General features: G+C 67.4%; 9 protein-coding genes. 5 read left to right on the forward strand and 4 right to left on the reverse strand.

Annotated elements, in window-relative coordinates; genetic code table 11:
- The first annotated feature begins 20 nt into the window (after window positions 1-20).
- Window positions 21-911: a LysR family transcriptional regulator gene (locus ACIHIX_RS40440; RefSeq protein WP_399965451.1), complete on the forward strand. Its 891-nt coding sequence runs from the start codon at window positions 21-23 to the stop codon at window positions 909-911.
- Here ACIHIX_RS40440 and ACIHIX_RS40445 read toward each other — a convergent pair.
- Together ACIHIX_RS40445 and ACIHIX_RS40450 are read right to left on the reverse strand one after the other, a co-directional pair.
- Window positions 874-1,734: a phosphatase PAP2 family protein gene (locus tag ACIHIX_RS40445; RefSeq protein WP_399965453.1), complete on the reverse strand. Its 861-nt coding sequence runs from the start codon at window positions 1,732-1,734 to the stop codon at window positions 874-876. The two genes, ACIHIX_RS40440 and ACIHIX_RS40445, sit on opposite strands and share 38 nt — an antisense overlap.
- A 131-nt stretch (window positions 1,735-1,865) precedes the next feature.
- Entirely contained in the window at window positions 1,866-2,912 is a 1,047-nt protein-coding gene (locus tag ACIHIX_RS40450; protein ID WP_399965455.1) for a LacI family DNA-binding transcriptional regulator, read from the reverse strand.
- Between the two features lie 415 nt (window positions 2,913-3,327).
- Between ACIHIX_RS40450 and ACIHIX_RS40455 the strand changes: the two genes are divergently transcribed.
- The 4 genes from ACIHIX_RS40455 to ACIHIX_RS40470 all read left to right on the forward strand — a co-directional run bounded on the left by ACIHIX_RS40455 (window position 3,328) and on the right by ACIHIX_RS40470 (window position 8,482).
- Window positions 3,328-4,596 (forward strand): extracellular solute-binding protein, encoded by a 1,269-nt coding sequence (locus ACIHIX_RS40455; protein WP_399965457.1) that lies wholly within the window; start codon window positions 3,328-3,330, stop codon window positions 4,594-4,596.
- Window positions 4,597-4,707: 111 nt separating this feature from the next.
- On the forward strand, window positions 4,708-5,712 hold the full coding sequence (locus ACIHIX_RS40460) for a carbohydrate ABC transporter permease (protein ID WP_399965459.1): 1,005 nt from the start codon (window positions 4,708-4,710) through the stop codon (window positions 5,710-5,712).
- Between the two features lie 13 nt (window positions 5,713-5,725).
- Window positions 5,726-6,631, forward strand: coding sequence for a sugar ABC transporter permease (locus tag ACIHIX_RS40465; RefSeq protein WP_399965461.1), 906 nt, complete (start codon window positions 5,726-5,728; stop codon window positions 6,629-6,631).
- Between the two features lie 165 nt (window positions 6,632-6,796).
- The gene (locus ACIHIX_RS40470) at window positions 6,797-8,482 is read left to right on the forward strand and encodes a glycoside hydrolase family 13 protein (protein WP_399965462.1); all 1,686 of its coding nucleotides are present in this window, start codon (window positions 6,797-6,799) and stop codon (window positions 8,480-8,482) included.
- Window positions 8,483-8,597: 115 nt separating this feature from the next.
- Here the strand turns inward: ACIHIX_RS40470 and ACIHIX_RS40475 are convergent, their stop codons facing one another.
- Together ACIHIX_RS40475 and ACIHIX_RS40480 are read right to left on the reverse strand one after the other, a co-directional pair.
- A complete protein-coding gene (locus ACIHIX_RS40475; RefSeq protein WP_399965464.1) occupies window positions 8,598-9,734 on the reverse strand; it encodes an RNA-guided endonuclease InsQ/TnpB family protein in 1,137 nt (378 codons plus the stop codon).
- A 106-nt stretch (window positions 9,735-9,840) separates the two neighbouring features.
- Window positions 9,841-11,910: a carbohydrate-binding module family 20 domain-containing protein gene (locus ACIHIX_RS40480; RefSeq protein ID WP_399965466.1), complete on the reverse strand. Its 2,070-nt coding sequence runs from the start codon at window positions 11,908-11,910 to the stop codon at window positions 9,841-9,843.
- Between the last annotated feature and the right edge of the window lie 190 nt (window positions 11,911-12,100).

Here is a 12,100-nt window from a genome sequence, read left to right on the forward strand (position 1 = left end):
ATGTTGTTAAGCTGCGCTACATGCTGGATGTGCGTCGGATGCAGGTGCTGCGGGCCGTGGTGAGCAGCGGGTCGGTGACGGGGGCGGCGGCGGTCCTCGGGTACACGCCGTCCGCGGTGAGCCAGCAGATCGCCGCGCTGGAGAAGGAGGCGCGGACCGAGCTGCTGGAGCGGGTCGGGCGGGGGGTGCGGCCGACGGCCGCCGGGCTGCTGCTGACCGGGTACGCGGACGCCATCGGCCGTCAGGTCGCCGAGGCGGAGACGGCCCTGGCGGATCTGCTCGCGGGGCGCACGGGCCGGCTGGCGGTGCGGTACTTCGCGACGGCGGGGGCGGCACTGGTCGCCCCGGCGGTCGCGAGGCTGCGGACGGAACATCCCGGCGTGCAGATCGAGCTCAAGCTCATCGACCCCGAGGACCCCCTGCCGGACGTGCGGGAGGGGCGGGCGGATCTCGCGCTCGTCGTGGGGCCCACGGGGCACGAAGGAGTGCGGCTCCTGCATCTCCTCGACGATCCGTATCTGGCGGTGCTGCCGGACGGACACCGGCTGGCGGACGCCCCGGAACCGGGGCTGCGCGACCTCGCGGAGGAACCCTGGGTCGGCAGTGAGTGGCCCGGCCCCTGTCTCGACGCCCAGCTGAGCGCGTGCGAGGCCGCCGGGTTCCGGCCGCGGTTCGTCGTCGAGAGCGAGGACTACGTCACCGCGCAGGGCTTCGTGGCGGCGGGGCTCGGGGTGAGCCTGATCCCGCGGCTCGGGCTGCGGAACGGGGTGAGCGAAGGCGTGGTCGTACGGGAGCTGCGGGCGCCCGAGCCGACCCGGTCGATCTACGCGGCCGTACGCGAGACCGCCCCGCCGCAGCCCGCGCTGCGGGCGTTCATCGCGGCGATGCGCTCCGCGGCCGGGGTCGGCTGACCGGCGGCACCAGCTGGGGGAGGCGGTACGGCAGGGCCCCGTACCAGAGCCTCGCCACCGTGAAGCCGAAGGCCAGGCAGAGGATGCCGCCCACCGCGTCCAGCCAGAAGTGGTTGGCCGTCGCGACGATGACGACCAGGGTGGCCGCCGGGTAGAGCAGGCCGAGGACCCGCACCCACGGCACCGACGCCAGCGCGAAGATCGTCAGGCCGCACCACAGGGACCAGCCGATGTGCATGGACGGCATCGCGGCGTACTGGTTCGACATGTTCTTCAGATCGCCGGACGCCATCGAACCCCAGGTCTGGTGGACCATGACGGTGTCGACGAAGTCGCCGCCGTTCATCAGCCGGGGCGGGGCCAGCGGATACAGGTAGTAACCGACGAGGGCGACGCCGGTCGTGGCGAAGAGGACCATGCGCGTCGCCGCGTAGCGGCCGGGGTGGTAGCGGAAGAGCCACACCAGGACACCCAGTGTCACCACGAAGTGCAGCGTCGCGTAGTAGTAGTTCATGCCCACGATCAGCCAAGTCACCGAGTTCACGGCGTGGTTGACCGACTCCTCGACCGCGATCCCCAGGTCGTGCTCGACCCGCCAGATCCAGTCGGCATTGCGCAGCGCCTCGGCTCGCTGTTCCGGGACCGCGTTGCGGATCAGTGAGTACGTCCAGTAACTCACCGCGATCAGCAGGATCTCGAACCACAGCCGGGGGCGGCGGGGGGTGCGCAGGCGGCGAAGAAGGCCCCTGTCCGAACTGTCCGCGACAGGATGCGGAACGGCCTCTTCGCGGCCTTCCAGTGTCGTCACGGTCGAATCACCCATGGACACAGAGTCTGCCAGAAAAGCCCTTGCCCCCAGATCATCCCCCGGTCGGGTTCAGGACGCATGTTCTACGGCGGAACGAGGCCCTCGTCTCCTCCCTGCGCAGGTCCCGAAAGCCCGGTTTCTCCGCCTCAGGAACGAGCCCGCTCCGTACGGGACGCGACAGGCGCCGAAGCCGTGGAACCACGCACCACCAGCTCCGGCATGAACACGAACTCACTGTGCGGAGCGGGCGTCCCGCCGATCTCCTCCAGCAGTGTCCGCACCGCGGCCTGGCCCATCGCCGGAACCGGCTTGCGGACCGTCGTCAGCGGCGGATCGGTGAACGCGATCAGCGGGGAGTCGTCGAAGCCCACCACCGAGATGTCCCGCGGCACTTCGAGACCGAGCTGCCGGGCCGCCCGTATCGCACCCAGCGCCATCATGTCGCTCGCGCACACGACCGCCGTACAGCCACGGCCGATCAACGCGGTCGCGGCGGCCTGACCGCCCTCCAGGGTGTACAGCGAGTGCTGTACCAGGTCCGACTCCGCGGACTCCGCGGACATCCCCAGCTGGTCCTGCATCGCCCGTACGAAGCCCTCGATCTTGCGCTGCACCGGCACGAACCGCTTCGGACCGACCGCGAGACCGATCCGCGTGTGTCCGAGCGAGGCGAGATGCGTGACCGCCAGCGTCATCGCCGCACGGTCGTCGGGGGAGATGAACGGCGCCTGCACCTTCGGCGAGAAACCGTCCACGAGCACGAACGGCACGCCCTGGCCGCGCAGCTGCTCGTAGCGCTGCATGTCGGCGGAGGTGTCCGCGTGCAGTCCGGAGACGAAGATGATGCCGGCCACGCCCCGGTCGACGAGCATCTCCGTGAGCTCGTCCTCGGTCGAGCCGCCGGGGGTCTGGGTGGCCAGCACCGGGGTGTAGCCCTGCCGGGTCAGCGCCTGACCGATCACCTGCGCCAGCGCGGGGAATATCGGGTTCTCCAGCTCCGGCGTTATCAGGCCCACCAGGCCCTCACTGCGCTGACGCAGCCGCACCGGACGCTCGTACCCGAGCACGTCCAGTGCGGCCAGCACGGACTGGCGAGTGGTCGCGGCGACGCCCGGCTTCCCGTTGAGGACGCGGCTGACGGTCGCTTCGCTGACCCCCGCTTGAGCAGCGATGTCGGCAAGCCGTGTGGTCACAGGATTGGACTGTACCGGCCGTCCCTCCCCTTGCACACCAATCGGACGCCGTGGGCGACCTGTTGACCGTCCCGGTCCGAGCTGCTGGGTCATCGCGCTCCCTCGTGAAAGTGATGGCAAGAGCTTGCAGAGTCTTGCACAGCGCGCTCTCCGCCGCTCCACCCCTGGAAACAAGCGTCTCACGGCGGTAGCCGAGAGGTCACGCGCGGATAACTTACGAGACGTCTTGCACTTTTTTGCTGCAAGGTCTTTCGCAACGCTTACACGGCTGTTACGTTCACGTCGCCCGGCCGCCGCAACGGCGCAGTCGGCACCACAGCAGGGACGGCAGACGGGGCCGACCCCTGCACCACGCAGGGAAGCGGGCGGGACCGCCTTCCTGCACCACACGGGCTTTCACCCTCAAGGAGAACTCATGCGGCGTGGCATAGCGGCCACCGCGCTGGTGGCGTCCCTCGCCCTCGCGGCGACGGCCTGCGGCGGAGACGACGGCGACAGCGAATCCAGCGGTCCGGTCACCATCACCTGGTGGGACACCTCCAACGCCACCAATGAGGCGCCGACCTACAAGGCTCTGATCAAGGAGTTCGAGGCGTCCCACAAGGACGTCAAGGTCAAGTACGTCAACGTCCCCTTCGACCAGGCGCAGAACAAGTTCGACACCGCCGCCGGCTCCAAGGGCGCCCCCGACGTGCTCCGCGCCGAGGTCGGCTGGACCCCCGCCTTCGCCAAGAAGAGCTACCTCCTGCCCCTCGACGGCACCGAGGCCCTCGCCGACCAGAGCAAGTTCAAGTCCAACCTGCTGGAGCAGGCCAAGTACGAGGGCAAGACCTACGGCGTCCCGCTGGTCACCGACACCCTCGCCCTGGTCTACAACAAAGAACTCTTCGAGAAGGCCGGCGTCGAGGCCCCCAAGACCTGGGACGACCTGAAGGCCGCCGCCGCCACCATCAAGAGCAAGACCGGCGTCGACGGCTACTGGGGCTCCACCCAGGCCTACTACGCCCAGTCCTTCCTCTACGGCGAGGGCACCGACACCGTCGACGCCTCCGCCAAGAAGATCACGGTCAACTCCGCCGCCGCCCAGAAGGCGTACGGCACCTGGCTCGACCTCTTCTCCGGCAAGGGCCTGCACAAGGCCGACACCACCGCCGACGCCTACGCCCACATCCAGGACGCGTTCGTCAACGGCAAGGTCGCCGCGATCATCCAGGGCCCGTGGGAGATCACCAACTTCTACAAGGGCTCCGCGTTCAAGGACAAGACCAACCTCGGCATCGCCACCGTCCCGGCCGGCTCCACCGGCAAGGCCGGCGCCCCGACCGGCGGTCACAACCTCTCGGTCTACGCCGGCTCCGACGCCGCGCACCAGAAGGCCGCGCTGAAGTTCGTCAACTTCATGACCTCCGCGAAGTCCCAGGCGACCATCGCGCTGAAGAACTCCACGCTGCCCACCCGCGACGACGCCTACACCGCCGAGGTCAAGGCCGACCCGGGCATCGCCGGCTACCAGACGGTCCTCGCCGCCGCCCAGCCGCGCCCCGCCCTGCCCGAGTACAGCTCCCTGTGGGGTCCGCTGGACACCGAACTGCCGAAGATCGCCGGCGGCAAGGAGTCCCTCGACAAGGGCCTGAGCAGCGCTGAGACCGCCATCGCCAAGCTGGTGCCGGACTTCAGCAAGTAAGCCCCGACAGGCCGCCGGATCTCCCGACCACGGGGGGAGGGATCCGGCGGCCATCGGCCTGAGAGCCGTACCCCCTCTGGAACCACAGGACTTCACGAAGGTCGTCGAACCATGACAGTCGCCATCGACCGCGCGACCGGCAAGCGCCGCGGTGACCGCGCGCCCCGGCCCGGCCTGGGACAGCGCCTCAAGCACAGCTACCAGAAGCACTGGTACGCCTACGCCATGATCGCCCCCGTGGTCGTCGTGCTCGGCGTCCTCGTGCTGTACCCCCTGGTGTACGGCCTCTATCTCACGCTCACCGACGCCAACAGCCTCAACACGGCCCGCACCATCGGCGTCAACCACATCGACGCCACCTACAAGTTCATCGGCCTCGACAACTACGCCGACATCCTGTGGGGCCCGACGGCGTACGACCGCTTCTGGTCGCACTTCATCTGGACCGTCGTGTGGACCGCGCTCTGCGTCACCCTGCACTACTGCCTCGGCCTCGGCCTCGCGCTGCTGCTCAACCAGAAGCTGCGCGGCCGGACGCTGTACCGCATGATCCTGATCCTGCCCTGGGCCGTGCCGACCTTCGTCACCGTCTTCGGCTGGCGCTTCATGCTCGCCGACGGCGGCGTCATCAACTCCTTCCTGGACTTCCTCCATCTGCCCGCCCCACTGTGGCTGGAGGACACCTTCTGGCAGCGGTTCGCGGCGATCATGGTCAACACCTGGTGCGGTGTCCCCTTCATGATGCTGTCGCTCCTCGGCGGCCTCCAGTCCATCGACAGCTCCCTCTACGAGGCCGCCGAGATGGACGGCGCCACCGCCTGGCAGAAGTTCCGGTACGTCACCCTGCCGGGCCTGAGGTCCGTCAGCTCCACCGTCGTCCTGCTCGGCGTCATCTGGACCTTCAACCAGTTCGCGATCATCTTCCTGCTGTTCGGCGACACCGCGCCCGACGCCCAGATCCTCGTGACCTGGGCCTACTACCTCGGCTTCGGACAACAGCCGCGTGACTTCGCCCAGTCGGCCGCCTACGGCATCCTGCTGCTGGCCATCCTGATCGTCTTCACCTCCTTTTACCGACGCTGGCTGAACCGCAATGACCAGCAGCTCGCGATCTGAGGCAGGAGCTCCCATGAGTACGACCACCGCCCCGACCTCCGTCGAGAAGACCGAGCAGGACCAGGCCACCGGCAGCACCCCGCACAAGCCGCGCCGACGCGGCCTCGGCACCTCCGTCGTCTCGCACGGCATCCTGATCGTCGCGAGCGTCATCGCCCTGTTCCCCGTGGCCTGGCTGGTCTATCTGTCCCTCGGCCCGGACAGCGACGACTACCTCCACCCCGGCGGCATCTGGTCCAAGATGACGTTCGACAACTACACGTTCGTGCTCCAGCACACGAAGTTCTTCGACTGGCTTCAGACCACGTTGATCGTCACCCTGGGCACCACGTTCATCGGTGTGATCATGTCCGCCACCACCGGCTACGCCGTCTCGCGGATGCGCTTTCCCGGCTACAAGAAGTTCATGTGGGTCCTCCTGGTCACCCAGATGTTCCCGGTGGCCGTCCTCATGGTGCCGATGTACCAGATCCTCTCGGACCTCCAGCTCGTCGACAGCTACCTCGGCCTCGTCCTGGTCTACTGCACCACCACCGTGCCGTACTGCGCCTGGCTGATGAAGGGCTACTTCGACACCATCCCGTTCGAGATCGACGAGGCGGGACGCGTCGACGGGCTCACCCCGTTCGGCACGTTCGCGCGGCTGATCCTGCCGCTCGCCAAGCCGGGCCTGGCCGTCGCCGCCTTCTACAGCTTCCTCACCGCCTTCGGCGAGGTCGCGTTCGCCTCCACGTTCATGCTCTCCGACGACAAGTACACCTTCGCCGTCGGCCTGCAGACCTTCGTCAGCGAACACGACGCCCAGCGCAACCTGATGGCCGCCACCGCGGTGCTCATCGCCATACCGGTCGCCGCGTTCTTCTACTTCGTCCAGAAGAACCTGGTCACCGGCCTCACCGCCGGTGGCACGAAGGGCTGACCGCCGGACGGGGGCCTCACCCCCACCGACCCGAGGCGGTCGCGGTGTCCATCCGACCCCGCTGTCACCGCGGCCGCCTCGTCACCAGCACGCTCCCGTGCGCCCCCCTTCTGCCCCCATCTGCAACCTCCTGCCCAGATGACTCCGTTACGTATCAAGGACGCCATGAGCCAGCAGCACTCCGCCGCCGACCCGGCCCCGACCTCCGCCGTCGCCACCGTCGCCCAGCGCCGCGACTGGTGGCGGGACGCGGTGATCTACCAGGTCTATCCGCGCAGCTTCGCCGACAGCAACGGCGACGGCATGGGCGACCTGGAGGGCATCCGCTCCCGACTGCCGTACCTGCGCGACCTCGGCATCGACGCCGTGTGGCTCAGCCCCTTCTACGCCTCCCCACAGGCCGACGCGGGCTATGACGTCGCCGACTACCGTGCCGTCGACCCCATGTTCGGCAACCTGCTGGACGCGGACGCGCTGATCCGTGACGCGCACGAGCTGGACCTCAGGATCATCGTCGACCTGGTCCCCAACCACTCCTCCGACCAGCACGAGTGGTTCAAGCGCGCCCTGCGCGAGGGCCCGGGCTCCTCCCTCCGCGACCGCTACCACTTCCGCCCCGGCAAGGGCGAGAACGGTGAACTCCCGCCCAACGACTGGGAGTCCATCTTCGGTGGCCCGGCGTGGACCCGGGTCACCGAGCCCGACGGCTCCCTCGGCGAGTGGTACCTCCACCTCTTCGCCCCCGAGCAGCCCGACTTCAACTGGGAACACCCCGCGGTCGGCGACGAGTTCCGCTCCATCCTGCGCTTCTGGCTGGACATGGGCGTCGACGGCTTCCGCATCGACGTGGCCCACGGCCTGGTCAAGGCGGAGGGCCTGCCGGACCTCGGGGACCACGACCAGCTGAAGCTGCTGGGCAACGATGTCATGCCGTTCTTCGACCAGGACGGCGTGCACGAGGTGTACCGCCAGTGGCGGCTCATCCTCGACGAGTACGCGGGCGAGCGCATCTTCGTCGCCGAGGCCTGGACCCCGACGGTCGAGCGCACCGCGAACTACGTCCGCCCCGACGAACTGCACCAGGCCTTCAACTTCCAGTACCTGGGCACCCACTGGGACGCCGAGGAGCTCCGCCAGGTCATCGACCGGACCCTGGAGGCGATGCGCCCGGTCGGCGCCCCCGCCACCTGGGTCCTCTCCAACCACGACGTCACCCGCCACGCCACCCGCTTCGCGAACCCGGCGGGCCTCGGCACCCAGATCCGCGAGGCGGGCGACCGCGATCTGGGCCTGCGCCGCGCAAGGGCGGCGACCCTACTCATGCTCGCCCTCCCCGGCTCGGCGTACATCTACCAGGGCGAGGAACTCGGCCTCCCCGACGTCGTCGACCTTCCCGACGAGGTCCGCCAGGACCCGGCGTACTTCCGGGGCGCGGGCCAGGACGGCTTCCGCGACGGCTGCCGCGTCCCCATCCCGTGGACCCGGGAGGGTTCGTCGTACGGCTTCGGCACGGGCGGCAGCTGGCTCCCGCAGCCGGCGGAGTGGGCGGACCTGAGCGTCGAGTCCCAGACGGGCGTCGCGGGCTCCACCCTGGAGCTCTACCGCACGGCCCTCGCCACCCGCCGCACCGAGCCCGACCTGGGCGCCGGCGAGTCGGTCGAGTGGCTCCGCGCCCCCGAGGGCGTCCTCGCCTTCCGCCGCGGCGAGTTCGTCTGCGTCGCCAACACCACGGGCGAGTCGGTGACGACTCCGGCGTACGGCCGCGTCCTGCTCAGCAGCGGTGAGATCACGGAGGCGGACGGCGAGACGAAGGTCCCGTCGGACACGACGGTGTGGTGGACGACGGCCTGACGGTCGTGTGTCTGTGGAGGGCCCGCTTCAGCGGGCCCTCTGCCATATCAATGGGGTCCTTCTTAATGAACTTTTGACGATGCTCGTGGCCTTCTGCAGGCCACGATTCCCCTTACTACCCGAGGGCAGGCCGGGTTTCACGCAACCGCCTCCGGCTACTGCCGGGACTCGACGCCGTAAGGCGTCTGCGCGTGCTGTTGTTGACCGAGCCACCCGTCCGGCGGGCTCGGGCGTCAATCTCGACAGCGGCATTATGGTCGGCGTCGTCCTCAAATCCGCACTGCACGCAGACGAAGAGCCGGCCACATCCCGGCCGCGAAGCCGGATCCACCTTGCTGCAGGCCGGATTTCCGCAGGTGTTGGAGGTGTGAAAGGCCGGAACCACTCGCAGCTCAGACCCGTACATGCGACATTTGTAATCAAGCTGCCGCCGCCGTTCCCCAGGACAGTTATCCAGGACCGACCGATTCAGCGCAGCCTTGGCCTTGACCCGTGCGCCCGGACTTTCAACGGTCCCCTTGGCGCTCTTGGTCATGTTGATCACACGCAAGTCCTCAATACCGACATAGCCGTGGTTCTTGGCAAGGTCGGTGGTCAGCTTGTGCGTGAAATCCCTTCGCCGATTGGCCTGTCGGGCCTTGATCTTTGCGATCTGCGCGATGGTGCGACGCAGCCGGCTGCTGTAGCGGCCCCCTTGATGCTTCTTGGCGTAGGCCAGTTGCCGAGCCTTCTTCTGCTCCAGACACTTGAGCCGGGCTCTCTCCGCCTTCGTGAGCGTCTCCGGCATCTTCCTGGGCCCATCTTCCGTGGAGACAAAGGCAGATGCGGCAACTCCGAAATCCACCCCGCACCCGGGCTTGTCGAGCCGCGGGCCAGGTTTTCTCCCGGTGGCCACGCCGAAAGAAACGTGCCAACCAGTGCCGCTCCTGCTGATCGTGGCGTTACGAAGAGTCCCACCCAAGGATCGAGAGAGACGGAAACGCACCCAGCCAATCTTGGGTAGCCGCACCTCCGCCCAATGACGATTGAGCTTGCGCACCTCGACCGTCTGACCTGGGAAGGACACCCGCAGTCGTTGCCCGCGCTTCTTGAACTGCGGATATCCCGCAGGATGGGAGGGATTGAAGAAGTTGTCGTACGCCAGATCCAGGTGGCGCAGAACCTGCTGACCAGCCGCCGCGGGCAGTTCGAAGAGCCACTCGATTACAGGCGGTACTTGCGTCCCATGTCGGCTTTCATACGAGCGGATCAACGACCTGCATGGCGATCGGTCACGGTTTCGGGCTGCACACAAAAGAACGGGTTGCCGCCAAGGAGAACTCGGCGGCAACCCGCTCAAGGGAGCTGAGCCTGCTCAACTACTTCCAGGTGTCGCTGCTGGTGTAGCCGGACGAACTGCCGGTCGTGTAGGAGCGGTTCGTGCCCGACTCCCAAGTCACGTTGCCGGAACTATCCTTTTTGACATATTTATAAGTGAACGTCGTGCTCTTCGGCACGATCGCCAGCTTGCTCCACGTCGGGTACGACGCCGACGACAGCGGGATCGCCGCGCTCGTGTCCCAGGAGCCGAGGGAGGCGATGGAGCCGACGACGTAGACGTTGGTGCCCCAGTCGGTCGTGGCCGTGACGTTGAAGGTGACGTCGGTGGAGTTGGCGGTGGCCACGTTCCAGGAGCTGTTGATGGAGAGGGCGGAAGTGGTGGTGGCTGCCGTCCGGTTGGCGTTGGACTCCCAGGTCACATTGCCCGAACTGTCCTTTTTGATAAATTTAAACTCGAACGACGTATTGATCGGCACGCTCACCGCGCCCGACCAGATCGGGTACCCGGTCGACGACAGCTGGATCGCCTTCGAGGTGTCCCAGCTGCCGAGTGCCGAGATCGAACCGACCACGTACACGTTCTGCCCGGACGTCGTCGCCGCGTACTCGTTGAACGTCGCCGTCACCGTCGACGTCGAGTCGTCGTCATCGCCGCTGTCGTCGCAGGACGTCGTGCACGGCGTGAACTCGCCGTCGTAGAAGGCGATCGCGCTCTTCGCCGGGATGGTGAGGGAGGCGCTGCCGCCGGAGACCGTGACCGTCGTCGCGCCGTTGTCGATGACGTTCGCGTACGTGCCGTCGGCCATGCCGGTGGTGAAGGTGTAGGTCGCGGCCGAGGAGCCGTTGTTGATGGCGATGTAGCCGGCCGTGCCGCGGCTGAAGCCGATCACGCTCGACGACTTGGTCGACCAGTTGGACACCGACTCCGTGCCCACCGCGTTGTGCCACTTCACCATGCCGGTGACGGCGGTGTCCCGGTCGAGGCAGTACCAGCCGTTGGAGCAGTCGGTGTCGGTGACGAAACCGGAGGAGTTCGGCGGGGCCTGGTCGCTCTGGGTGAACTCCCAGCCGGCGTAGATGGTCGGGGTCGACCACTTGTATGCGAGCTGGAAGATGTTGGCCAGCTTGTAGCTGTCACCGTCCTTGTAGGACATGTGCAGGCCGTTGCGCTCGGTGTCGTGGTTCGTCACGAAGGACACCGAGTTGGCGGGGGTCAGGATGCCGGAGGAGGACAGCGACTCCAGGTCGCTGATATTGCCCTGGAACGCCGACTTCAGCTTGCTCGCGTAGGTGAAGTCGAGGACGTCACCGGAGGAGTAGTAGTCGGAGGCCGCCGGGGTGGAACCCGGGTAGATCTCCTGGAAGACGTACGGGTCCGTGCCCGACGTCGTGTCGGTCAGCTTGGCCTCGATCGCCTGGAGGTCGGCGGTCGGGATGTGCTTGGCCGCGTCCACGCGGAAGCCGTCGACGCCGAGGGCGAGCTGCTTGTTGAGGAAGCTCGCGATCCCGCTGCGGACGCTGTCGTTCTCGGTCTCCAGGTCGGGCAGGCCCAGGAGTTCACAGTTCTGGACCTCGGTGAGGTTCGACCAGTCGTCGATGATGAGGTCGGAGTCGGAGCAGTCGTCCGACTGGTGGTAGTCACCCGCGTCCCAGTCGGGGGTGTCGTACTTGTTGGTGATCGTCGTGCCGTTGTAGCCGGTGCCGGTCTGCGCGGCGGTGTGGTTGATCACCGCGTCCGTATACACCTTGACGCCGGCGGTGTGGCAGGCGGAGACCATCGACGCGAACTCGGCCGCCGTACCGAAGCGGCTGTTGAGGTTGTAGGAGTACGGCTGGTAGACGTCCCACCAGTAGTACGAGGACTGCTTGAGGGACTCGGCGGGCGGGGCCACCTGGACGGCTCCGTAGCCGTTCGGGCCGAGGACGTCGGTGCACTCGGCGGCGACCGAGTCCCAGTTCCACTCCCACAGGTTGGCGATGACATCGCCGCTGGTGGTGGCGTCGGCGTGGGCGGTCGCGGCGGGCAATGCGGTCACACCGGCGAGGGCCAGGGCGCCGACCGCCATGGCTCTCGTGGTGCGGCTCAGCGCACCCGGTCGGAAGGTCATGTGCGGCTCCGGGAGGGGGAGGAGAGGGGGAAGCGGCTGAAGTCGATCAGAGGTCGGGGATTCAACAAGTCGTGAGAGTGCGGCAGTTGAGAAGGGCACGTCAAGAGAGTTGGTGAAAGTTCTTGCTGTGAGTTTCAAGCCTCTTGCTGTAAAGCTTTCGTCAGCGGTACGTTCACGCCGGCGCCGGGCA

The sequence above is a fragment of the Streptomyces sp. NPDC051913 genome (assembly GCF_044593635.1).
GTDB lineage: Bacteria > Actinomycetota > Actinomycetes > Streptomycetales > Streptomycetaceae > Streptomyces.

Bases quoted from the DNA above. Each gene is read 5' to 3' on its own strand.
- ACIHIX_RS40440 (WP_399965451.1), top strand. From the start codon at position 21: ATGCTGGATGTGCGTCGGATGCAGGTGCTGCGGGCCGTGGTGAGCAGC.
- ACIHIX_RS40445 (WP_399965453.1), bottom strand. From the start codon at position 1,734: ATGGGTGATTCGACCGTGACGACACTGGAAGGCCGCGAAGAGGCCGTT.
- ACIHIX_RS40455 (WP_399965457.1), top strand. From the start codon at position 3,328: ATGCGGCGTGGCATAGCGGCCACCGCGCTGGTGGCGTCCCTCGCCCTC.
- ACIHIX_RS40460 (WP_399965459.1), top strand. From the start codon at position 4,708: ATGACAGTCGCCATCGACCGCGCGACCGGCAAGCGCCGCGGTGACCGC.
- ACIHIX_RS40465 (WP_399965461.1), top strand. From the start codon at position 5,726: ATGAGTACGACCACCGCCCCGACCTCCGTCGAGAAGACCGAGCAGGAC.
- ACIHIX_RS40470 (WP_399965462.1), top strand. From the start codon at position 6,797: ATGAGCCAGCAGCACTCCGCCGCCGACCCGGCCCCGACCTCCGCCGTC.
- ACIHIX_RS40480 (WP_399965466.1), bottom strand. From the start codon at position 11,910: ATGACCTTCCGACCGGGTGCGCTGAGCCGCACCACGAGAGCCATGGCG.